Annotated in this window: 16 protein-coding genes; 7 read left to right on the top strand and 9 right to left on the bottom strand. The window is 68.1% G+C overall.

The window, feature by feature from the left end; genetic code table 11:
- The first annotated feature begins 173 nt into the window (after nt 1-173).
- From WS61_RS17410 to WS61_RS17395, 4 genes are all read left to right on the top strand, one after another.
- Nucleotides 174-1538, top strand: coding sequence for an MdtA/MuxA family multidrug efflux RND transporter periplasmic adaptor subunit (locus WS61_RS17410; RefSeq protein ID WP_059501838.1), 1365 nt, complete (start codon nt 174-176; stop codon nt 1536-1538).
- 15 nt (nt 1539-1553) lie between these two features.
- Nucleotides 1554-4673, top strand: coding sequence for an MdtB/MuxB family multidrug efflux RND transporter permease subunit (locus WS61_RS17405; protein ID WP_059501836.1), 3120 nt, complete (start codon nt 1554-1556; stop codon nt 4671-4673).
- 104 nt (nt 4674-4777) lie between these two features.
- Complete coding sequence (locus WS61_RS17400) at nt 4778-8086, top strand: efflux RND transporter permease subunit (protein ID WP_059501834.1); 3309 nt, start codon at nt 4778-4780, stop codon at nt 8084-8086.
- Between the two features lie 106 nt (nt 8087-8192).
- Entirely contained in the window at nt 8193-8576 is a 384-nt protein-coding gene (locus tag WS61_RS17395; protein WP_059501832.1) for a VOC family protein, read from the top strand.
- Nucleotides 8577-8718: 142 nt separating this feature from the next.
- Here the strand turns inward: WS61_RS17395 and WS61_RS17390 are convergent, their stop codons facing one another.
- Nucleotides 8719-10209, bottom strand: coding sequence for an NYN domain-containing protein (locus WS61_RS17390; protein ID WP_059501830.1), 1491 nt, complete (start codon nt 10207-10209; stop codon nt 8719-8721).
- A gap of 259 nt (nt 10210-10468) precedes the next feature.
- Here WS61_RS17390 and WS61_RS17385 point away from each other — a divergent pair, with 259 nt between their 5' ends.
- The gene (locus WS61_RS17385; RefSeq protein ID WP_059501828.1) at nt 10469-11098 is read left to right on the top strand and encodes an SDR family oxidoreductase; all 630 of its coding nucleotides are present in this window, start codon (nt 10469-10471) and stop codon (nt 11096-11098) included.
- A gap of 85 nt (nt 11099-11183) precedes the next feature.
- On the opposite strand, the gene WS61_RS17380 is transcribed toward WS61_RS17385, so the two are convergent.
- On the bottom strand, nt 11184-11732 hold the full coding sequence (locus WS61_RS17380) for a peroxiredoxin (protein ID WP_059501827.1): 549 nt from the start codon (nt 11730-11732) through the stop codon (nt 11184-11186).
- 278 nt (nt 11733-12010) lie between these two features.
- Between WS61_RS17380 and cdpA the strand changes: the two genes are divergently transcribed.
- Nucleotides 12011-13753, top strand: coding sequence for a bifunctional diguanylate cyclase/phosphodiesterase (cdpA, locus tag WS61_RS17375; RefSeq protein ID WP_218919463.1), 1743 nt, complete (start codon nt 12011-12013; stop codon nt 13751-13753).
- A 27-nt stretch (nt 13754-13780) separates the two neighbouring features.
- Complete coding sequence (locus WS61_RS17370; RefSeq protein WP_059501823.1) at nt 13781-15310, top strand: HDOD domain-containing protein; 1530 nt, start codon at nt 13781-13783, stop codon at nt 15308-15310.
- Nucleotides 15311-15397: 87 nt separating this feature from the next.
- Here the strand turns inward: WS61_RS17370 and WS61_RS17365 are convergent, their stop codons facing one another.
- The 7 genes from WS61_RS17365 to WS61_RS17335 form a co-directional block, all read right to left on the bottom strand.
- Nucleotides 15398-16192 carry an ABC transporter substrate-binding protein gene (locus WS61_RS17365; RefSeq protein ID WP_006490898.1) on the bottom strand — a complete coding sequence of 265 codons (795 nt, stop codon included), beginning with the start codon at nt 16190-16192 and terminating at the stop codon, nt 15398-15400.
- A gap of 353 nt (nt 16193-16545) precedes the next feature.
- A complete protein-coding gene (gene astE, locus WS61_RS17360) occupies nt 16546-17589 on the bottom strand; it encodes a succinylglutamate desuccinylase (protein ID WP_179949686.1) in 1044 nt (347 codons plus the stop codon).
- 7 nt (nt 17590-17596) lie between these two features.
- Nucleotides 17597-18937 (bottom strand): N-succinylarginine dihydrolase, encoded by a 1341-nt coding sequence (astB, locus tag WS61_RS17355; protein ID WP_059501819.1) that lies wholly within the window; start codon nt 18935-18937, stop codon nt 17597-17599.
- Between the two features lie 14 nt (nt 18938-18951).
- Nucleotides 18952-20415 carry a succinylglutamate-semialdehyde dehydrogenase gene (gene astD, locus WS61_RS17350; protein WP_059501818.1) on the bottom strand — a complete coding sequence of 488 codons (1464 nt, stop codon included), beginning with the start codon at nt 20413-20415 and terminating at the stop codon, nt 18952-18954.
- Nucleotides 20416-20422: 7 nt separating this feature from the next.
- On the bottom strand, nt 20423-21454 hold the full coding sequence (gene astA / locus WS61_RS17345) for an arginine N-succinyltransferase (RefSeq protein ID WP_059501816.1): 1032 nt from the start codon (nt 21452-21454) through the stop codon (nt 20423-20425).
- Nucleotides 21451-22503, bottom strand: coding sequence for an arginine/ornithine succinyltransferase subunit alpha (gene aruF / locus WS61_RS17340; RefSeq protein WP_059501814.1), 1053 nt, complete (start codon nt 22501-22503; stop codon nt 21451-21453). Before aruF ends, astA begins: the two co-directional genes overlap by 4 nt.
- 30 nt (nt 22504-22533) lie before the next feature.
- On the bottom strand, nt 22534-23766 hold the full coding sequence (locus WS61_RS17335; RefSeq protein WP_059501812.1) for an aspartate aminotransferase family protein: 1233 nt from the start codon (nt 23764-23766) through the stop codon (nt 22534-22536).
- Nucleotides 23767-24059 lie beyond the last annotated feature (293 nt).

Below are 24059 nucleotides of genomic sequence, written 5' to 3'. Positions count from 1 at the left end.
GACGGCACGTAGGATCATGCCCATCGTCGCACCGCATTCGCGGTGTGCACCGCTCTTTTCCCGCGCGGATCGGCGGGGCCCCGGACCGAGCCGGGCCGCCCCGTCGCGTCGCCCCACGCGCAGCCGAGCAGCCCGATTTCCGGGCCGCCGCGCCGTCTTCCTGACAGAACACGATGGATAACGAACAAAAGCCCACGCCCCCTTCGAAAGACCCCGCACCCACCGTCGCACGCCGCCCGCGCCGCACGCTGCTGCTCGGGACCGTCGCGGTCGTCGTCATCGGCGGCCTGTTGTGGTGGCACCCGTGGAACCGCACGCCGGCGGCAGGCAACACCGCGAAAGGCGCGGGCGCCAGCGCCGCTGCGGGCAGCCATCGCGGCCGCGGCGGCCCTGCTGCGATGGCGAACGTGCCGCAGCCGGTGCAGGTCGCCACCGCGACGCAGGGCGAGATGCCGATCGTGTTGTCCGCGCTCGGCACCGTCACGCCGCTCGCGAACGTGACGGTGAAGACGCAACTGTCGGGCTACCTGCAGTCGGTGTCGTTCCAGGAAGGCCAGATCGTCAGGAAGGGCGACGTGCTCGCGCAGATCGATCCGCGCCCGTACCAGGTCGCGCTCGAGAACGCCGAAGGCACGCATGCCCGCGACGCGGCGCTGCTCGCGACGGCCCGCCTCGACCTGAAGCGCTACCAGACGCTGCTGTCGCAGGACTCGATCGCGTCGCAAACCGTCGATACGCAGGCGTCGCTCGTCAAGCAGTACGAAGGCGCGGTGAAAACCGACCAGGCCGCGATCGATTCCGCGAAACTCAATCTCACGTATGCGCGCATCACGGCGCCCGTCTCCGGTCGCGTCGGCCTGCGCCAGGTCGACCCGGGCAACTACGTGACGCCGGGCGACACCAACGGCATCGTCGTGATCACGCAGTTGCAGCCGATGAGCGTGATCTTCACGACGTCGGAAGACAATCTGCCGCAGATTCTCAAGCAGGTGAACGCGGGCCGGAAGCTGTCGGTCACCGCCTACAACCGCAACAACACGGTGCCGCTCGAGACGGGCTCGCTCGCGACGCTCGACAACCAGATCGACACGAGCACCGGCACGGTCAAGCTGCGCGCGAACTTCGATAACAAGGAAGGCATGCTGTTCCCGAATCAGTTCGTGAACACGCGGCTGCTCGTCGACGTGATCCGCAACGCGACGATCGTGCCGACCTCCGCCGTGCTGACGGGCTCGATCGGCCAGTTCGTCTACGTCGTGAAACCCGACAACACGGTGACCGTGCGCAAGGTCACGGTCGGCCCGGTCGACGGCGAACGCACGAGCATCGTCAGCGGCGTCGCGCTCGGCGAGCGCGTGGTGACCGACGGCTCGGATCGCCTGCGCGAAGGCGCGAAGATCTCGATTCCGGCCGACAAGCCGAAAGGCGCGTCGGGCGCGCACGGCGCAGGCGCGGCATCGGGCGCATCGGGCGCCGGCGGTCATCGCGGCGGACACCGGCACGGCGCGTCGCAGGCAGCGGCCCCCGCGGCCCAGTAACGCGCGGGCCGCTCGATGAATCCATCCCGCCTCTTCATTCTCCGGCCGGTCGGCACCGCTCTCCTGATGGCGGCGATCATGCTGGCCGGTCTCGTCGCGCTGCGGTTCCTGCCGCTCGCCGCGCTGCCCGAGGTCGACTACCCGACGATCCAGGTCCAGACCTTCTATCCGGGCGCGAGCCCGGAAGTGATGACGTCGTCGGTCACAGCGCCGCTCGAACGCCAGTTCGGGCAGATGCCGTCGCTGAACCAGATGTCGTCGCAAAGCTCGGCCGGTGCATCGGTGATCACGCTGCAGTTCTCGCTCGACCTGCCGCTCGACATCGCCGAACAGGAAGTGCAGGCCGCAATCAACGCGGCCGGCAACCTGCTGCCGTCCGATCTGCCGGCCCCGCCGATCTACGCGAAGGTGAACCCGGCCGATGCGCCGGTGCTGACGCTCGCCGTCAAGTCGAAGACGCTGCCGCTCACGCAAGTGCAGGACCTGGCCGACACGCGCCTCGCGATGAAGATCTCGCAGATCGCCGGCGTCGGCCTCGTCAGCCTGTCGGGCGGCAACCGGCCGGCCGTGCGGATCCAGGCGAACCCGACCGCGCTCGCGAAGTACGGGATGAATCTCGACGACCTGCGCACGACGATCTCGAACCTGAACGTCAACACGCCGAAGGGCAACTTCGACGGCCCGACGCGCGCGTACACGATCAACGCGAACGACCAGTTGACGAGCGCCGACCAGTACAACAGCGCGGTCGTCGCGTACAAGAACGGCCGCCCGGTGATGTTGACCGACGTCGCAACGGTCGTCGCCGGCTCGGAGAACACCAAGCTCGGCGCGTGGGTGAATTCGGACCCCGCGATCATTCTGAACGTGCAGCGCCAGCCGGGCGCGAACGTGATCGCGACCGTCGACGCGATCAAGGCGCAGTTGCCGAAGCTGCAGGAGACGCTGCCGGCCGCGCTCGACGTCGAGATCGTCACCGATCGCACGACGATGATCCGTGCGGCCGTGCGCGACGTGCAGTTCGAGCTGCTGCTCGCGGTCGCGCTCGTCGTGCTGGTGATGTATCTGTTCCTCGCGAACGTCTACGCGACGATCATCCCGAGCCTGTCGGTGCCGCTGTCGCTGATCGGCACGCTCGCGGTGATGTACATGGCCGGCTTCTCGCTGAACAACCTGTCGCTGATGGCGCTCACCATCGCGACCGGCTTCGTCGTCGACGATGCGATCGTGATGATCGAGAACATCGCGCGCTACGTCGAGGAAGGCGAATCGGGGCTCGAGGCCGCGCTGAAGGGCTCGCGGCAGATCGGCTTCACGATCATCTCGCTGACGGTCTCGCTGATTGCGGTGCTGATCCCGCTGCTGTTCATGGGTGACGTGGTCGGGCGCCTCTTCCACGAATTCGCGATCACGCTCGCGGTGACGATCGTGATCTCGGCGATCGTGTCGCTCACGCTCGTGCCGATGATGTGCGCGAAGCTGCTGCGCCATTCGCCGCCGCCGGAGAGCCATCGCTTCGAGGCGCGCGTGCACCGCGCGATCGACTGGGTGATCGCGCGCTACGCGGTGGCGCTCGAATGGGTGCTGAACCGGCAGCGCTCGACGCTCGTCGTCGCACTGCTGACGCTCGGGCTGACCGCCCTGCTCTATGTCTACGTGCCGAAGGGCTTCTTCCCCGCGCAGGACACCGGCGTGATCCAGGCGATCACGCAGGCGCCGCAGTCGATCTCGTACGGCGCGATGGCCGAACGCCAGCAGGCGCTCGCGGCCGAGATCCTGAAGGATCCGAACGTCGACAGCCTCACGTCGTTCATCGGCGTCGACGGCAGCAACATCACGCTGAACAGCGGCCGGATGCTGATCAACCTGAAGGCACGCGACGAACGCAACGAAACCGCCGCGCGGATCATCCGCGACCTGCAGCAGCGCGTGTCGAACATCACCGGCATTTCGCTGTTCATGCAGCCGGTGCAGGATCTGACGATCGACTCGACGGTCAGCCCCACGCAGTACCAGTTCATGCTGACGAGCCCGAACGCCGACGAATTCGCGACCTGGGTGCCTAAACTCGTCGCGCGGCTGCAGCAGGAGCCGTCGCTGGCCGACGTCGCGACCGACCTGCAGAGCAACGGGCAGTCGGTGTACATCGAGATCGACCGCGCGAGCGCCGCGCGCTTCGGCATCACGCCGGCGACCGTCGACAACGCGCTGTACGACGCGTTCGGCCAGCGCATCGTGTCGACGATCTTCACGCAGTCGAACCAGTACCGCGTGATTCTCGAGTCGGAGCCGAAGGAGCAGCACTACGCGCAATCGCTGAACGACATCTACCTGCCGTCGGCCGGCGGCGGCCAGGTGCCGCTGTCGTCGATCGCGTCGTTCCACGAGCGGCCGTCGCCGCTGCTGGTCGCGCACCTGTCGCAGTTCCCGTCGACGACGATCTCGTTCAACCTCGCGCCAGGCGCGTCGCTCGGCGAAGCGGTCAAGGCGATCGAGGCCGCCGAGAAGGACATCGGCCTACCCGGCTCGTTCCAGACGCGCTTCCAGGGCGCGGCGCTCGCGTTCCAGGCGTCGCTGTCGAACCAGCTGTTCCTGATCCTCGCGGCGGTCGTCACGATGTACATCGTGCTCGGCGTGCTGTACGAGAGCTACATCCATCCGATCACGATCCTGTCGACGCTGCCGTCGGCCGGCGTCGGCGCGCTGCTCGCGCTGATGATCACCGGGCACGACCTCGACATCATCGGGATCATCGGCATCGTGCTGCTAATCGGTATCGTGAAGAAGAACGCGATCATGATGATCGACTTCGCGCTCGAGGCCGAACGCGCCGAAGGCAAGCCGCCGCGCGAGGCGATCTACCAGGCGTGCCTGCTGCGGTTCCGGCCGATCCTGATGACGACGCTCGCCGCGCTGCTCGGCGCGGTGCCGCTGATCGTCGGCTCGGGCGCGGGCTCCGAGCTGCGCCAGCCGCTCGGGATCGCGATCGCCGGCGGCCTGATCGTGTCGCAGGTGCTGACGCTGTTCACGACGCCCGTGATCTACCTCGGCTTCGACTCGCTCGCGCGCCGCGTGCGCGGCTGGTTCGAACGCCACGGGCCGGGCGCCGATGCAGGCAAGCACACGGGTGCGTAAATGAAACAACCCCCACGCTCACTTCGTTCGCGTGGGGGGGCGCAGCCCCCCCATCTCCCGAAAACGCATCCGTCGGAACACGCGGCGGCCCAGCGAGTGCCGACATGAACCTGTCGCGCCCCTTCATCAACCGCCCCGTCGCGACGACGCTGCTCGCGCTCGGCGTCGCGCTCGCGGGCCTGTTCGCGTTCATCAAGCTGCCGGTGTCGCCGCTGCCGCAGGTCGACTTCCCGACGATCTCGGTGCAGGCGTCGCTGCCGGGCGCGAGCCCGGAAACGGTCGCGACCAGCGTGACGAGCCCGCTCGAACGGCACCTCGGATCGATCGCGGACGTCTCCGAAATGACGTCGACGAGCACGGTCGGCAACGCACGGATCATCCTGCAGTTCGGCCTGAACCGCGACATCGACGGCGCCGCGCGCGACGTGCAGGCCGCGATCAACGCGGCGCGCGCCGACCTGCCCGCCGCGCTGAAGAGCAATCCGACCTACCGCAAGGTCAACCCGGCCGATTCGCCGATCATGGTCGTGTCGCTGACGTCGGAGACGGCGTCGCCGGCGAAGGTGTACGACGCGGCGTCGACGGTGCTGCAGCAGTCGCTGTCGCAGATCGACGGGATCGGCCAGGTCACCGTGAGCGGCTCCGCGAACCCGGCCGTGCGCGTCGAGCTCGAACCGCAATCGCTGTTCCACTACGGGATCGGCCTCGAGGACGTGCGCGCGGCGCTGGCTTCCGCGAACGCCAACGCGCCGAAGGGCGCGATCGAGTTCGGCCCGCAGCGCTTCCAGCTCTATACAAACGACCAGGCGTCCCAGGCGTCGCAATACCGCGACCTCGTCGTCGCGTACCGCAACGGCTCGGCCGTGCGGCTGTCCGATCTGTCCGACGTCGTCGATTCGGTCGAGGACCTGCGCAACCTCGGCCTGTCGAACGGCAAGCGCGCGGTGCTCGTGATCCTCTACCGTTCGCCCGGCGCGAACATCATCGAGACGCTCGATCGCGTGCGCGCAGCGCTGCCGCAGCTCACCGCGTCGCTGCCGGCCGACATCACGGTCACGCCGGTGCTCGACCGCTCGACCACCATCCGCGCGTCGCTGAAGGACACCGAACACACGCTGCTGATTGCGATCAGCCTCGTCGTGATGGTCGTGTTCCTGTTCCTGCGCAACTGGCGCGCGACGCTGATCCCGAGCGTCGCGGTGCCGATCTCGATCGTCGGCACGTTCGGCGCGATGTACCTGCTCGGCTTTTCCATCGACAACCTGTCGCTGATGGCGCTGATCGTCGCGACCGGCTTCGTCGTCGACGACGCGATCGTCGTGCTCGAGAACATCGCGCGGCACATCGAGAACGGCAAGTCGCGGATGCAGGCGGCGCTCGACGGCGCGCGCGAAGTCGGCTTCACGGTGCTGTCGATGAGCATCTCGCTCGTCGCGGTTTTCCTGCCGATCCTGCTGATGGGCGGGATCGTCGGGCGGCTGTTCCGCGAGTTCGCGCTGACGCTGTCGCTCGCGATCGCCGTGTCGCTCGCGGTGTCGCTCACGGTCACGCCGATGATGTGCGCACGCCTGCTGCCCGACAAGCACGACCCGCGCGACGAGGGCCGCTTCGGGCGCTTCCTCGAACGCGGCTTCGCGCGCATGCAGCGCGGCTACGAGCGCTCGCTGTCGTGGGCGCTGCGCCGGCCGCTGCTGATCCTGCTGACGCTGTTCGCGACGATCGGGCTGAACGTCTACCTGTACGTCGTCGTGCCGAAGGGCTTCTTCCCGCAGCAGGACACCGGGTTGATGATCGGCGGCATTCGAGCTGACCAGTCGACGTCGTTCCAGGCGATGAAGCTGAAGTTCTCCGAGATGATGCGGATCGTGCAGGCCAACCCGAACGTGAAGAGCGTCGCGGGCTTCACCGGCGGCACGCAGACCAACTCCGGCTTCATGTTCGTCACGCTGAAGGACCGCACCGAGCGCAAGCTGTCGGCCGACCAGGTGATCCAGCAACTGCGCCCGCGGCTGGCGGACGTGGCAGGCGCGAGCACGTTCCTGCAGGCCGCGCAGGACATTCGCGTGGGCGGCCGGCAGAGCAACGCGCAGTACCAGTTCACGCTGCTCGGCGATTCGAGCGCCGACCTGTACAAGTGGGGGCCGATCCTGACCGAGGCGCTGCAGAAGCGCCCCGAGCTGACCGACGTGAACTCCGACCAGCAGCAAGGCGGCATGGAGGCCATGGTGACGATCGACCGCGCGACGGCCGCACGGTTCGGCATCAAGCCCGCACAGATCGACAACACACTGTACGACGCGTTCGGCCAGCGCCAGGTCTCGACGATCTACAACCCGCTGAACCAGTACCACGTCGTGATGGAAGTCGCGCCGAAGTACTGGCAGAGCCCGGAGATGCTGAACCAGGTGTGGATCAGCACGTCGGGCGGCAGCGCGAACGGCTCGCAGACCACCAACGCGGCCGCCGGCACCTTCGTCGCGACCTCGGCCGGCACGTCGAGCGCGGGCACGGCCACGCAGAGCGCCGCGGCGATCGCATCCGATTCCGCGCGCAATCAGGCGCTCAACGCGATCGCGGCGAGCGGCAAGTCGAGCGCGTCGTCGGGCGCGTCGGTGTCGACGTCGAAGTCGACGATGATCCCGCTGTCGGCGATCGCGACGTTCGGGCCGAGCACGACGCCGCTGTCGGTCAACCACCAGGGGCTGTTCGTCGCGACCACGATCTCGTTCAACCTGCCGCCGGGCGTGTCCCTGTCGCAGGCGACCCAGGTGATCTATCAGACGATGGCGCAGATCGGCGTGCCGCCGACGATCGTCGGCAGCTTCCAGGGCACCGCGCAGGCGTTCCAGCAATCGATGAACGATCAGCCGATCCTGATCCTCGCGGCACTCCTGGCCGTCTACATCGTGCTCGGGATCCTGTACGAGAGCTACATCCACCCGATCACGATCCTGTCGACGCTGCCGTCGGCCGGCGTCGGCGCGCTGCTCGCGCTGCTGCTGTTCAAGACCGAGTTCAGCATCATCGCGCTGATCGGTGTGATCCTGCTGATCGGCATCGTGAAGAAGAACGCGATCATGATGGTCGACTTCGCGATCGACCAGACGCGCAACAACCGGAAGTCGTCGTTCGATGCGATCCACGAGGCGTGCCTGCTGCGCTTCCGGCCGATCATGATGACGACGATGGCGGCGTTGCTCGGCGCGCTGCCGCTCGCGTTCGGCAGCGGCGACGGCGCCGAGCTGCGCGCGCCGCTCGGGATCGCGATCGCCGGCGGCCTGATCGTGTCGCAGGTGCTGACGCTCTATACGACGCCGGTCGTCTACCTGTACATGGACCGGCTGCGCGTGTGGGCCGAGAAGCGCCGCAACCGCCGCGGCAATACCGGCGGGCCGGCGGTCGCCGGCGAGTGACGGAAAGCGGCCGCCGCCCAGGCGGGCGCTTTCCGCGCTTGAACACCGGCCGCGATCGGCTATCGTGTGTCCATGCACACCGCCGCCCGCTTCACGGGAGCCCGCCATGAACGTCCAGCTCAACCACACGATCGTCTGGTGCCGCGACAAGCGCGCATCGAGCCGCTTCCTCACCGACCTGCTGGAACTGCCGCCGCCGACGCCGTTTGGCGCGATGCTGGTCGTCGCGCTCGACAATGGCGTGTCGCTCGATTTTTACGAACAGGCGGGGGAGATCCGGTCGCAGCATTACGCGTTCCTGATCGACGAAGCCGGCTTCGATCGCGTGCTCGCACGCATCCGCGAACGCGGGTTGCCGCACTGGGCCGATCCGGCGAAGCGGCAAGCCGATGACATCTACCGCCACAACGGCGGACGCGGCGTGTACTTCGACGATCCGGACGGTCACTTCCTCGAAGTGATGACGCAGCCGTACGTGCTGAACGGCTAGCGCGGCAGGCCGGCGTGGCGCCGGCCCGGACGGCGCGGCCCGGACAGCGCGGCGCGGATGTCGCCCGGTTGCGGACGAAACCCGGCCGATCGCGCGACTGCCGCCTGCCGCCGTTACCCCGCCGTTACCCCGCCGTTACCCATTACTCGGCGGCAGCCGTCGTCTTGCGCGGCCGACGCGCACGCGGCGCCGCCTTGCGGGCCGGCTTCTTCGGCTTGGCGGCGGCCGGTGCTTCGGCAGTCCCTTCGGGCGGTGCTTCGGCCGGCGCCACGTCGTGCGACGGTTGCGCGGCCTCGTCCCTGGCGCCGGAGGCGCGAGACGCCGGCTCGGCGGGCGCCGCCGCCGCGTGCCCCTCGTCATGCGCCGCGTCGCGATGCAGTTCGTCCGCATGCTGGCCGTGCGTGTGCGCATCGCCACCCTGCGTCGCGTCGCCCTGCGTGGCGGCGTCCGGCTTGCCGGCCGCGTGGCGACCGGCGCCCTTCGCGGCCGCGCCCTTCTTCGCGCCGGTCTTCTTTGCCGCGCTCTTGCGCGCACGCTTGCGGCCATCCTTCGCGTCACCCTGAGCGTCGGCCACCTCGGCCACGTCGGACGTGTCGCGCGTTTCGGCCGGCGCCGCGTCGGCGACCTCGGCAAGCGCCGCGTCTTCCGTGTCGACCTGCACGCTTTCGTGAACGACCGCTTCCGCCCGCTCCTCGCGCCGGCGCGCTCCGCGACCGGCCGGCGCCGGCTCCACCGCGCGCGTGCCGCGCTGGGCGCCGTGGTACGCCGCGCCGCCCTCACCGCCTGCCGCGACGGGCTCGGCTGCAGCCGACTGGCGAGCCCGCGACACGAACGCACCCGATTTGTCGTCGCGCCCCACTTCGAGCAGGCCGCGCGCCTGCGCCTCGTCGAGCAGGTTGCCGAACGCGCGGAATCCGTAGTACGACTCGTTGAAGTCCGGCTTGCGGCGCTTGATCGCGCTCTTGAGCACCGACGCCCAGATCTTGCCGACGTCGTCGCGCTCCGACGCGAGCGCGTCGAACGTCTCGACCGCCAGCGCGATCGCCTCGGCCTTGCGCGCGTCCATGTCGTGCTTGCGCGACGGCTCGTCGGGTCGCTTCGCGCCGCCGTTGCTCGCGCGCTGCTGCTGTTCGCGCTTCGCGAGCGCACGCTGCTGCTCGCGCACCAGATCGTCGTAGAAGATGAATTCGTCGCAGTTCGCGACCAGCAGATCCGACGTCGATTTCTTCACGCCGACGCCGATCACCTTCTTCGCGTTCTCGCGCAGCTTCGACACGAGCGGCGAAAAATCCGAATCGCCGCTAATGATCACGAACGTATCGACGTGCGACTTCGTGTAGCAGAGATCGAGCGCGTCCACGACGAGCCGGATGTCGGCCGAATTCTTGCCCGACTGGCGCACGTGCGGAATCTCGATCAGCTCGAAGCTGGCTTCGTGCATCGACGCCTTGAAACCCTTGTAGCGATCCCAGTCGCAATAGGCTTTCTTCACGACGATGCTGCCTTTCAGCAGCAGCCGCTCCAGCACGGGCTTGATGTCGAATTTCTCGTACTTCGCGTCGCGCACGCCGAGCGCGACGTTCTCGAAGTCGCAGAATACGGCCATGCTCACGTTGTCCAGGGGTAATGCCATGTGTACTCCAACCGGTGGGCCGACGCGTTATTCACACGTAGCGGCGAAAAATGCATCGCGCACATGATAGCCGGTCGGCGCGTCATTCCCGCATCCGTGTGAACGAACGCCGCCACCCTTGGGGTATGCGCTCGCCGGTACGTCCGCGCGGTATGCCCCTTATTACGCGCCCGCCGCCGGGCCGATTCGACATTACACTTGAGTTATCGGTCGTCCGTCCCTATCTGGGTGGATGACGCATCGAGCAAGGAGCGGTTTCATGACGACGAAGGTACTGCTGATTGGCGCGACCGGCCGGACGGGCCGGGCCTGCGCGGATCTGCTGCTCGAGCAGCCGGAGTTCGAGCTCACGGCGCTCGTGCGCCGGCACGGCTATGTGCTGCCGGGCGCGCGGGTCGTCGAGGCCGATCTGACGAACGATTTCTCGCACGCGTTCCAGGGCATCACGCACGTGATCTACGCGGCAGGCTCGGCCGAATCGGAGGGCGCGACCGAAGAGGAACAGGTCGACCGCGACGCGGTCGCCCGCGCGGCCGAGTATGCGCTCGCCTACAACGCGCAGAAGCTCGTGGTGGTCAGCTCACTGTCCGCATACCGGCCCGAGCAGGGGCCGGACGCGCTGCACCACTATTCGCAGATGAAGCGCGAAGGCGACGATCGCGTGATCGCGTCGGGCGTCGATTACGTGATCCTGCGCCCGGGCCCGCTCACGGACGACCCGGGCGTCGGCAAGATCGCGCTGACCGACACGTGGCTCGAGCCCGCGCCGCCCGTCTCGCGCCAGGACGTGGCATGGGCCGCGATCGAGGCGATCAAGCTCGGCATCTCGCGCAAGGTCGTCGGCTTCGTCGGCGGCAGCGTGCCGATCGAACAGGCCTTGCGCGCGTAACGGCCCGTTGCGCGCCGCCGGCAGGCGGCGCATGCCCGTGCTCGCGGCCCGCACGACGGGCCGTTTTCACGCGCGGGGCAGCCGCTTACTGCTTCGGATGCGCGTCGGCCCACGCCTTCACGGCGGCGAGCGTGTTCTCGACGTGCTTGTCGGGCGACAGGCTCGTGTATTCGTAGAGAATCTTCCCTTCCGGCGAAATCACGTAGGACACGCGGTTCGCGCGGTCGAGCGCCGGCAGCTTCGCGTCGTATTCGCGGATGATCTTCGCATCCGGATCGGCCGCCACCGGGAACTTGCTCCGGCACTCGCTCACCGAGAACTTCGTCAGCGTGTCGATGTTGTCGGCCGATACGCCGATCACCGTCGCGCCGTAAGCCTTGTAACGGTCGACCGCGTCCGCGAACGCATGCGCCTCGATCGTGCAGCCCTTCGTGAACGCCGCCGGATAGAAATACAGCACGACCGGCCCCTGCTTCAGCGCGTCCGCGAGCGAGTACGTGTAAGTCTTGCCGCCCAGCGACGCCTGCGTCGTGAAATCGGGCGCCGCCGCGCCCGGCTTCAGTTCCGCCTGCGCCAGCACCGCATGCCCGGCCACCAGCGCCGCCACGGCGCCCAGCAACAGTTTTCGCTTCATCTGCGTCCTCATTTCTTATAAAGTCAGCCCGATGTAGGCCACGTGGGCGTTCGCCTGCCGAACACCCGTGTCGATGATCCGGATCCGCGGCAGCGCCGCCCGCGGCCGGCCCGTTAAAGATTCCGCACAGTCTGCCGTTATTCCTTCCGGACAACCGGTTCCAGCCCTTCACGTCAGCGAGAAACATGGAAGCCAACAGGAAACAGACGTCACGCAAGGGCTCCTGGCGCAGCGCCTTGCATACGCTGCGCCGCTTCGCCCGGTCGGGCGGCGCGCTGATGCCCGCGCGCGCCGTCGCGCCGCGCCGCGACGATTCCGTGCGCAACTGGCTGGAACAGACGGTCGGCACGGTGGATTTCCTCGCCCATGTGGACCGCGAACTGCGCTTTCTGTATGTGTCCGACGCCAGCCTGCGCTTCATCGGCTACCACCGCGACTACCTGCATACGCTGACGCTGCGCGACCTGATCGCCGAACAGGATACCCCGGCGCTCGAAGGGCTGCTCGCCCGCGCCGCACGTTCCGGCCAGGTCGAGAAGGCGACGATGTGCATCGTCAAGTCGCTCACCTACCCGCTGGACGTCGAGGTTCGCGCGTTCAAGAGCCGTCACCACGGCGTCGACGGCTTCGCGATCGCGGCCTTCGACGTGTCGTCGTGGCGCGCGCTCGAGGCACGCCTGACGTACGAAATGCACCACGACCCGATGACGGGGCTCGACAACCTGTCCGCGCTCGTGCCGGCGCTGATGCGCGCGCAGCAGACCGCCGACGAGGACGGCACCTGCGCGGCGCTGCTGCTGCTCGACCTCGACGACTACCAGCGGATCAACCGCGCGCTCGGCTACGACGCGGGCGACATGCTGCTGCGCGAGACCGCGCAGCGGCTGCAGGCGCTCGTCACGCCGAACGAGCGGCTCGCGCGCGTCGCGAGCGACAAGTTCGCGGTCGTGCTGAGCGCACCGGACCGCACGCAGGCGAGCCAGACCGCCGATGCGCTCGCGCGCCGGCTGCAGGCCGCGGTGCGCGAGCCCTACGTGTACCAGGGGCAAACCGTGCACCTGTCCGCGAGCATCGGCATCGCGCTCTACCCCGACGAACGTGCCGCGCCGCATCGGGCGCAGCACCACAGCCCGCTGCTGCGCCGCGCCGACCACGCGCTCGCGCAGGCGAAGGCATCGGGCGGCAACGCGCTCGCGTTCCATGCACCCGTCGACGACCCGGCCGACGCCGAACGGCTCAAGCTCGAAGCCGACCTGTACGACGGCGTGCGCAACGGCGAGTTTTCGCTGCATTTCCAGCCGATCACGCGCAGCCAGTCGGGCGCGGTGGTCGGCGTCGAGGCGCTGATCCGCTGGCGCCATCCGGTGCACGGCCTCGTGCCGCCAGCCACCTTCATCCCGCTCGCCGAATCGATCGGGCTGATCAACTACCTCGGCAACTGGGTGCTCAAGGCCGCGTGCATGCAGCTCGTCGCGTGGGACGGCCAGGGGCTCGCGCTGCAATACGTGGCGGTCAACGTGTCGCCGCAGCAGTTCCGCGACCCGCGCTTCACGCAAAGCGTGCGCGAGGCGATCGCGCTGACCGGCATCGACCCGCGCCGTATCGTGCTCGAAATCACCGAGAGCCTGCTGATGCACGATCCCGCGCACGCGAAAATGCTGCTCGAGGAGCTGACCGGCCTCGGCATCCGCTTCGCGATCGACGATTTCGGCACCGGCTATTCGAGCCTCGCCTATCTGCAGCGCTTCCCGCTCGCGAAGCTGAAGATCGACCGCAGTTTCGTCGAGAACCTGCTGACGTCGCGCAACGACCGCGCGATCGTGTCGGCGGTGGTCGGCCTCGCGCAAACACTGGATCTCGAGCTCGTCGCCGAAGGCGTCGAGACCGAGGCGCAGCGCGAGCTGCTGACGGAGATGGGCTGCAATCACATCCAGGGCTGGCTCGTCTGCCAGGCGCTGCCGTCCGAAGAGCTCGCGCGGCGCTTCGAGGCGCAGCAGCTGCACCTGCACGCCGCCGCCTGACGCGCGCGGCGAACCGAACAGATCCGTATGTCAATCACCGAACACCTGCCCCGCACCGCGCTGCTCGACAAGCTGTGGGCCCGGATGAACGAGCGGGGCGATTTCCCGCTGCTGTCGGAATCGCTGCGCGCGACGATGGCCGCGATGAAGAACGACGACCTCGACTTCACCGCGCTCGTGCGCGTCGTGCTGTCGGACTTCGCGCTCACGCAGAAAGTGCTGCGCCTCGCGAACTCCGCGATGTACATGGCGTTCGGCGGCAACATCACCACCGTGACCCGCGCGCTGATGGTGCTCGGCATGGACGCCGTCGGCCATCTCGTCGTCGGGCTCAAGCTCGTCGACCATTTCCATCAGAGCACGCCGCGGCGCATCGACGCGAAGCTGGAGCTGAACCGCGCGCTGCTGTCCGGCTGCATCGCGCGCAAGCTCACCGAGCGCGTCGAACTGCGCGCGGGCGAGGAAGCCGTCGTCTGCACGCTGATGCGCCAGGTCGGCAAGCTGCTGGTGGTCTGCTATCTCGACAGCGAATGGGACCGCATCCGCCGCCGCGCGGCCGAGCTGAACGGCGACGAATCGGCCGCCTGCGCCGACGTGCTCGGCGTCGGCTTCGACGAGATCGGCCTCGAGGCGGCCGCGCGGTGGCGGCTGCCCGACGTGATCCGCGCGGGGATGGCCAACGACGACGGCCACGCGACCTGTGCCGACGCATTCGACGATGACGGCGTGGGCGGCTGCTGCCCGGCGGTCGCCGCCGACGACGGCCCGGCCGATCGCGGCCCGGCCGACCGTATCCACTGGCTGCGCGCGGTGAGCCGCTGCTCGACCGACGTCGCAAGTGCGCTCGCGCTGCCGGCCGGCCCGCAGCGCGACGCGCGCGTCGCGGCGCTCGCGCAGCACTGCAGCCCGGCACTCGGCATGGAACCCGCAGCGCTCGTCGACATCGCCGAGCGCCTCGCGCGCGAGGAAGCGAGCGACACCGTGATGCGCGAGATCGTCGAGCTGCGCGCGAACGCCGATGCGATCGCGCGCGCGCAGGCCGAGCCCGAGGCATGCCTCGAAGCCGGCCTCGCGGACCTGCGCGCGCTGCCGTCCGAGCACGTGCTGACGCCGGTGCTCGCGCTCGCGTCGGAAAGCCTGCTGGCCGGCCTCGCCTTCACGCGCACCGTGATGTTCGTGCGTCACGACGACGGCACGTTCGCCGCGCGTCTGGGCTTCGGCCCCGGCGTCGATACGGCGCTCGACCGGCTGCGCTTCGACGAGCGCTTCGAGCCGGACGTGTTTCATCTCGCGATCTCGAACTCGGTCGGGATCTTCATCGAGCAGGCGCGGGAGCCGAAGATGATGAAGCGCCTGCCCGCGTGGTATCTCGACGTGTTCGACGACACGCGCGCGTTCGTGCTGCTGCCCGTGCGCGTCGGCGCAACGAGCGTCGCGCTGCTGTACGGCGACTGGGCCGGCGGGCAGCCCGCGCGCAAGATCTCGCAGCAGGAGATGGCCGTGCTCAACGAACTCGCGCGCGAGCTCGGGCGGTTCTTTCCCGCGCCGCCCGGCTGACGCTCGGCCCCGCCGTTTGCGCTCCACCAAAGCAAACCGGCCGCATCGGCGGCCGGTTTTTTACCATCGTGCGATCGAACGAAACGCTTACTTGAGCGTGACGGGTACGCTGAAGTACTTCTTCGCGAGGTTGTCGATCGTGCCGTCGGCCTTCAACTCCTTCAGCGCCTGATCGAGCGCGGTCTTCAGCGCCGCGTCGTTCTTGCGCAGGCCGAAGCCGACGCCCGAGCCGAGAATCTCGGTGTCGCTGACCGTGCCGCCCGCGAACGCGAAGCCCTGGCCTTGCGGCTTCGTCAGGAAGCCCTTCGAGCCGGCTTCCGAATCCTGGAAGGTCGCATCGAGACGGCCCGACTTCAGGTCGGCATACGCCAGATCCTGCGTCTGGTACGGCACGACTTCAACGCCGGCCGGCGCCCACTTCTTCTTCGCATACGCTTCCTGGATCGTGCCCTGCAGCACGCCGACGCGCTTGCCCTTCAGCGATTGCGGGGTCGGCAGCAGGCCGCTGCCCTGCTTCGCGATCAGCTGGTTCGGAATCGTGTAGATCGGGTCGGTGAACGCGATCGCGTGCTTGCGCTGGTCGGTGATCGTCATGTCCGAATTGATCGCGTCGAACTTGCGCGCCTGCAGCGCCGGGATCAGGCCGTCGAAGTCGTTCTCGACCCACACGCACTTCGTCTTCAGCTTCGCGCACACCGCGTTGCCGATATCGATGTCGAAGCCGGTCAGCTTGCCGTCGGGCGTCTTGTATTCGAACGGTGCGTACGAGGCCTCGACGCCGAACCGGATCTCCTTCAGATCCGCGGCAAACGCGCTGCCTGCCGCCACGGCCGATGCCGCCACCACCGCATGCGCGGCCACTTTACGCCAATCCAACTTCATCAGGTGTTCTCCTCGATACTCGAATGTTCCGGAACGACGGGCGCATGCATCATCGCAGGGTCGGATGACACCGGCAATGTCGACGCCGCGTCGTGATGCGGCGCAACAGCCGCAAGGCCGCGATTGTACCAATCCGCGCGGCCCCATATGGCAAAGCGGCCACCGATACGCGATGCTGCGCTGCGTGCGCGGCGGCCGCCACGCGACCTGTCGAACTTGCAAGACGGTGTCGCAAATATGCAAGCGCGGCCCGCTCACCGTGTGCGCGGCGTACGGGCGTCGTCGCAAAAATGAATGGACCGCAGAACGATGCGCGGGCCGCGAGCGCCGCGGTCCGCCCGATGGCGCATCGATCAGACGAGCGCGGCCAGCGTGTCGCGCGTCGTATCGACGACGAGCAGGCCCGCGCGCAACCCCGGCTTCACGGTCGGGTTCGGGAACACGATGCGTTCCTCGTCGTGCTGCACCGTATAGCGATAGTCGCCGTCCTGCGCGAGCACGGTGCCGCGCGGGAACGCGGTGAAATTCGCGACGTCGGCCGCGACGAACAGCTTGAGCGCGTCGCTCTGCTTCGTGATCTGATCGATCACAGTGAAAACGCGCGGCAGCGACGGATGGCCGCCCCCGGCATCGCCATCCGTCGGCACCCCCGACACGAGCTTGCGCACCGCGCGATCGGCCGGCGCGAAGCGCGTCAGGTCGTTCTGGCCGAACGGCCGCACCTTGCCGAGTTCCAGCGTGCACGCGAGCGCGCCGCAATGCTCGGCCGTGAAATGCGAATACGTGTTGCCTTTCGCCGTATGCAGCAGCACGGCCGCGATGCGGGCGTCGCCGAGCCATTCGACCATTGCGCGCGTGGGCGGCGTGCCCGTGTACGGCAGCAGCGCGAATTGCTCGAACACCGAGGCGCGAATCGCCGTGTGCATGTCGATGTGCCAGCGTGCGCCGGCCGCCGGCGCCGCCGCGAAGAATGCGGACGCCGCCGCTTCGAGTTGCGCGGCGCGCGGCGCTTCGCGGCTCGCGGGCGCCTGTGCGTGACGACCGCTGAACAGCCGGTTCAGATCGTCGTCGAAATAGCGTTCGCCCGCGCGCATCGCCGGCACGTTGCCGAGCACGACGAGCAGCCGGCACGCGAGCGGCAGCGCGCCCGACGCCAGATCGCGCACCAGCATCGACAGCAGTTCGATCGGCGCGGTCTCGTCGCCGTGCACGCCGGCCGACACGAGCACGCTCGCGCGCGCCGCGGCGTCGGCCGCTGCCGGTTCGAACGCGAGCAGCCCGTCGCCGAGCCATTGCCAGCGCACCGCGCCGCCCGCGCAGGCGCCGTCCTTGACGGCCGGCGCATCACCGGCCAGCGTGAACGCGAGAAAATCGTCTAGCAGCGCGACGGCCGGCATCCGTGCCTCAGCGCTGGAAGTCATACAGCGAGCCGACGCGCAGGATCTGCGTGAGCTCGTCGAGCGCCGTGCGCGACTCGTCGAGCAGCGCCGGATCCGCGAGGTCTTCCGGTGCGAGGCGATCGCGATAGTGCTTGTCGATCCACGCGTCGAGCGACGCGAACAGCGTATCGTTGATCCACACGTTCGACGTGACGGCCGCGCGCTCCGCCTCGGTCAGCACGACGCGCAGGCGCAGGCACGCGGGGCCGCCGCCGTTCTTCATGCTTTCGCGCAGGTCGAACACGAGCACGTCGCGAATCGGGCCGTTGCCGGCCGCGAGCTGGTCGAGATAGGCGGCGACCCTCGCGTTCTCGCGGCATTCCTGCGGCACGACGAGCACCTGCGACCCATCCGCGCGCGACAGCAGCTGGCTGTTGAACAGATACGACGTCACCGCGTCGTTGACGCTCACGGCCGCGTCCGGCACCTCGATTACGTTCAGGCGCGCACCGCGTGCGTCGAGCGCGGCCGTCAACGTGTCGTAGATCGCCTGCTTGTTGACGAACGCGCGCTCGTGCGTGAACAGCGTATCGCGGTTGCCGACCGAGATCACGTCGTTGTGGAACACGCCCGCATCGATCACGTCCGGATCCTGCTGCGCGTAGACCGTCGCTTCCTCGGCGAGCCCGTGACGATGCGCGACCGCGCGGCTCGCCTCGAAGGTCTGGCGTGCCGGGAAGCGCTTCGGCTCGGGGCCGCGGCGGTATTCGGCACGGCCGTACACGAAGAACTCGATACCCGGCTTGCCGTATTCGGCGCAAAAGCGCGTGTGGTTCGCCGCGCCTTCGTCGCCGAGCGCCGGCGTGCCCGTCAGCGCTTCATGCACCGCGAAGTGCGCGGGGTCCGCAAACAGCGTCGACAGCGTGCGGCGCGTCGCTTCGTGTTCGATCGCTCGATGCAGCTTGCTGCACAGGTTCGCCGGCGTGAAGTGCACGCGGCCGTCGCTCGTATCCGCCGACGGGCTGACGGTGGCCGCGTTCGCGGTCCACATCGCCGACGCCGAACTCGCCGCGGCGAGCAGCTCGGGCGCCTGTTTCGCGGCCTTCGCGATCACGTCGGCGTCCTTGCCCGAGAAGCCGAGCTCGCGCAGCAGGCGCAGCGACGGCCGCTCCTGCGGCGGCAGCACGCCTTGCGCGAAGCCGAGATCCGCGAGCTGCTTCATCTTGCGCAGCCCTTGCTTCGCGGCGGCCTTCGGGTTCGCGGCCGACTTCTCGTTGTTCAGCGACGCCACGTTGCCGAACGACAGCCCGGCGTAGTTGTGGGTCGGGCCGACGAGCCCGTCGAAATTGGCTTCTTGTGCGTTCATCGTCGTTCCCTCGATCAGAAATGCAGGCCCGGCGACAGGCTCGCGGGCAAAGTCAGTTGCGTGCTTTCCACCGACGCCATCGGATACGCGCAATAGTCGGCCGCGTAGTACGCGCTCGGGCGATGGTTGCCCGAGCGGCCCGTGCCGCCGAACGGCGCGGCGGACGACGCACCGTTGGTCGGCCGGTTCCAGTTGACGATCCCGGCGCGGATCGTGCGGCGGAAGTGCTCCCACACCTTCGCGTCGTCGGCCAAGAGGCCCGCGGATAAGCCGAATGCCGTGTCGTTCGCACGCTCGATCGCGTCGTCGAACGTCGCATAGCGGACGATCTGCGCGAGCGGGCCGAAGTGTTCTTCGTCGGGCAGGTTCGCGACGCCCGTCACGTCGACGATCGCCGCGTTCACGAAGCCGAGGCGCGGATCGCGCTGCGTCATCGCGACGATCGGCTTCGCGCCCTGCTCGATCAGGCGCGACTGCGCGTCGACCAGCTTCGCGGCCGCACGCGCCGAGATCACCGCGCCCATGAACGGCTGCGGATCGGCGTCGAACACGTCGGCGGTGATCTTCGACGTGACGTCGGCGAAGCGCGCGAGGAAGCGGTCGCCGAACGCGCCCTGCGGCACGAAGATGCGGCGCGCGCACGTGCAGCGCTGGCCGGCCGACAGGAACGCCGACTGGATCGTGTGATGCACGGCCGCGTCGATGTCCTCGACTTCGCCGATCACGAGCGGGTTGTTGCCGCCCATCTCGAGCGCGAGCACGATTTCCGGACGGCCGCCGAACTGCTTGTGCAACAGCGTGCCGGTATCCGAGCTGCCGGTGAAGAACAGCCCGTCGATCTGCCGATGGTTCGCGAGCGCGATGCCGGTGTCCTTCTCGCCCTGCACGAGGTTCAGCACGCCGGCGGGCAGCCCTGCTTCCTTCCATACTTCGACCGTTGCGCGCGCAACGCCTGGCGCGAGTTCGGACGGCTTGAACACGACCGTGTTGCCGGCAATCAGCGCCGGCACGATATGACCGTTCGGCAAGTGGCCGGGGAAGTTGTACGGGCCGAACACCGCGACGACGCCGTGCGGCCGGTGACGCAGCACCGCGACGCCGTCGGCCATGTCCTGGCGCTTCTCGCCGGTGCGTTCCTGGTAGGCCTGGATCGAGATGCCGACCTTCGCGGCCATCGCCGCGACTTCGGTGCGTGCTTCCCACAGCGGCTTGCCCGTTTCGCGGCCGATCGCGGTCGCGATCGCTTCCTTGCGTTCGGCAAGCAAGGCGGCGAAGCGCTTGACGATCTCGCAGCGTGCTTCGAAGTCGAGCGCCGACCAGCCGGCGAACGCGCGGCGCGCGCTCGCGACCGCACGGTCGACGTCGGCGGCCGACGCGCTTGCGCCCTGCCATGCGATCTCGTCGGTACCGGGGTTGCGCGAAGCGAAGACGGGGCCCGAGCCTGCGACCCAGGCGCCGTCGATGAAGAGTTCCGTCATGATTCGTTTATCCCTGTTTGACTTTGAGCGGCAGCACGCGCACCGGATCGCCGGCCTTCACGTCGAGCGCGACGGCATCGTCGGCCGACAGCACGAACGAGCCGTTCGCGACCACGCCTGGCGCGACGCCGACGCGGAAATCCCCGAGCGACGTGTTCGACACGAGCGACTTCGGCGCGTCGTCACGTGCATCGGGCACGCCGATCGCGACCGGCACGACGACGCTCTCGCGCACCGTGCGCAGGTCGTTGACGTGGCATTCGAGCACGGGGCCCGCATCGAAGATGTCGACGTGGTTCTGGTAACGCAGCCCTTCCGCCTCGAGCATCTTGCGGGCCGGCAGCGTGTCGCGGTGCGTGAGGCCGACCGCGTCCTGCGCGTCCTGCGGCAGCAGGTCGACGTACACGGGATAGCGTGGCATCAGTTCCGCGAGGAACGACTTGCGGCCGTGCGAGCTGAGGTAGTCGGCCGCGTTGAAATCGATCTGGTAGAAGTGCGAACCGACCGCGCGCCAGAACGGCGACGTGCCGTCCTCGTCGAAGTGGCCGCGCAGTTCCGCGCAGATGCGTTCCGGAAAGCGGTCGCGGAACTGCGCGATGAACATGAAGCGCGAGCGCGACAGCAGGCCGCCGACGCCGCCCGTGCGATAGCGCGGGCTCAGGAACAGCGAGCAGACTTCCGCGTAGCCCGTCAGGTCGTGCGAGATGTTCAGCGCGGACATCCGCGTCCACACGCCGAGCTCCTGGCTCGCGTGCACGACCGTGCTCACGCGATAGTTGTAGAACGGCTGCTCGAGGCCGACCTGCGTTTCGATTCCGCACACGCCTGCGATGTCGCCCGTCTTCGAGTCTTCCATCACGAAGAAGTAGCCGGCTTCACCCGGTGCGGCCCGGCCTTCGAGCGTGCGGCGCGAGCGTTCGATGCGCGCGGCGAGCGCGTCGCGGTCGGGCTTGAACGTGGTCAGGCCCGGCCCGGTTTCCTGCGCGAGCGACACGAGCGCGTCGACGTCGCCCGTTTGTACGACTCGAACGACGATCATGCTGCGTCTCCCGTCAAATCTTCATCGCTGCGGCGATGCAGCGGCACGCAGCGCACCACATCGCCTTCCTTCACATCGAGCGCCGCGCGCACGTCGCCGGCCAGCGGCGCATCGTGCGCGTCGCCCGGCAGGTCAGCCAGCACGCAGCGGAACGATTCGCCGCTGCCCGTCGACACCATGTACGCAACGTCGCCCTGCTGATGCGCGGTCTCGCGCACGACGCGTTCCGAGCCGTGCTTCACGCACGCGGTGCGGTCGACCTGCGCGGTCAGCACCGGGCCGGCGTCGAAGATGTCGACGAAGCGGTCGGGCTCGAAACCTTCCTCGAGATGGATGTCGTACGCGAGCAACGCCGTTTCGTTCGGCTCGCCGAGCACGCGCTGCGCGGCTTCCGGCAGCAGCGGCACGTAGAGCGGATAGGCCGGCATCACTTCCGCGATGAACGTGCGGCTGCGGCCGCCCGATGCGATGTCGACGTCGGTGAAGTCGCGGCCGAAGAACTTGCGGCCCACCGCTTCCCAGAACGGCGACGCGCCCGTGGCATCGCTCACGCCGAGCAGCAGCGTGAAGACTTCCGGCGTGAAGCGGCGACGGTTAGCGGCGATGTACATCATCCGGGCGCGCGAGATCAGGTGCGCGGCCGCGTCGCCGCGCAGCGACGGATCGACGTAAAAGCCCGCGAGCCGGCTCTTGCCGGTCAGCTCGTGCGACATCGTGAGCGCGTGGATCTTGCGATTCACGTGCAGCTCGCGCGACGCGTGGATCAGTGCGTCGTTGCGGAACGCGTAGAACGGTTCCGAGTAGCCGGCTGCGGCCACGATGCTCGCCGTGCCGAGCAGCTTGCCGGTCGACGAATCCTCGAGCACGAAGAGATAGAACTCCTCGCCGGCGAAGTCGACGTCCGCGCGAAACGAATCCTCGGAGAGCGCCACACGCGCTTCGAGCACCGCGCGGTCGTGCGGCAGCGAGTGCAGGACCGGCTGCGCGGTACGCGCCATGTGCGCGAGCGCATCGAGATCCGTGAGTTTGCCGGGGCGAACAAATAGCATCGTCGTTCCTGTCTGCGATGGGCGCGCCGATCAGCGCGCGGTGGCTTCCTGTGCGGCGAGCACTTGTTCGACTGCCTTCTCGAAGCGCTTCATGCCTTCGTCGAGCAGGTCGAACGGGATCACCAGCGACGGGACGAAGCGCAGCACGTTCGGGCCGGCGATCAGCATGATCAGGCCGTTCTCGGCGGCGGCGGTGACGAAGTCCTTCGCGCGGCCGTCGAATGCGGCGGTGAGTTCCGCGCCGACCAGCAGGCCCTTGCCGCGGACGTCCTTGAAGATGCCGAAACGCGCGTTGATGCGTTCGAGCGCGCCCTTCAGGCGCACGCTGCGTTCGCGCACGCCTTCGAGCAGGGCCGGATCGCCGATCAGTTCGACGACCTTGTCCGCGATCGCCGACGCGAGCGGGTTGCCGCCGTACGTCGTGCCGTGCACGCCGACCTTGAAGTGCGCGGCCAGTTCGTTCGTCGTCAGCATCGCGCCGATCGGGAAGCCGTTGCCGAGCGCTTTCGCGGTCGTGAGGATGTCCGGCGTGACGCCCGTGTCCATGTAAGCGTAGAACTGGCCCGTGCGGCCCACGCCCGTTTGCACTTCGTCGAAGATCAGCAGTGCGTCGTTGGCGTCGCATGCTTCGCGCAGCGCCTTCAGGAACGCCGGATCGGCCGGAATCACGCCGCCCTCGCCCTGCACCGGCTCGACGATCACGGCACAGGTTTTCGGGCCGATCGCGGCCTTCGCGGCTTCGATGTCGTTGAACGGCAGGTGCTTGATGCCTTCCGGCACGGGGCCGAAGCCTTCCGAGTATTTCGGTTGGCCGCCGACGCTGACCGTGAAGAACGTGCGGCCATGGAACGACTGAACGAACGACACGATTTCGAATTTGTCGGCGCCGTGGCGATCGAAGGCGACGCGGCGCGCGAGCTTCAGCGCGGCTTCGTTCGCTTCCGCGCCCGAGTTCGCGAAGAATGCGCGATCGGCGAAGGTCAGCGATTCGAGGCGCTTCGCGAGGCGCAGCACGGGCTCGTTCGTGTAGCCGTTGCCGATGTGCCAGAGCTTGCGGCTTTGCTCGTCGAGCACCTTCAGCAGTTCCGGGTGGCCGTGGCCCAGCGACGTCACCGCGATGCCGCACGCGAAATCGATGTATTCACGGCCGGCCGTGTCCCACACGCGGGAGCCCTCTGCGCGATCCGGCACGAACGGGGCGGGAGAAAATACCGGCACCATCACTTCGTCGAATGTCTGGCGGGTCACGGTCGAGGTCGTCATGGTCGTTCCTTTCGGTTTCGTAAGAGGGTTCAACAGGATCAAGTTTAGGTAAGGGTGACGCAAGCGTCTTGCGGAATTGCGACGGGTTCTATCGGAAGGTTTTGGTTTTTTGCCCTCTCGGGATGGGGCAGCTGCCGCTTGGCGGTATTCTGGGGCTTTTGCTGGTTGGCGGGTTGCTTGCGGTTTTCGTGAAATGCCCGTGATCGTGTCGGTCCAGGGGGTGTCAGGATTTCCGTGTTCAAGGCGGGTTGAGTAATTACACGGAAGGTCGAACGAACCGGTCTGCATAAAGG

Source organism: Burkholderia sp. ABCPW 11, from assembly GCF_001523445.1.
GTDB lineage: Bacteria > Pseudomonadota > Gammaproteobacteria > Burkholderiales > Burkholderiaceae > Burkholderia.
This window is presented reverse-complemented; position numbering and strand designations above follow the sequence as displayed.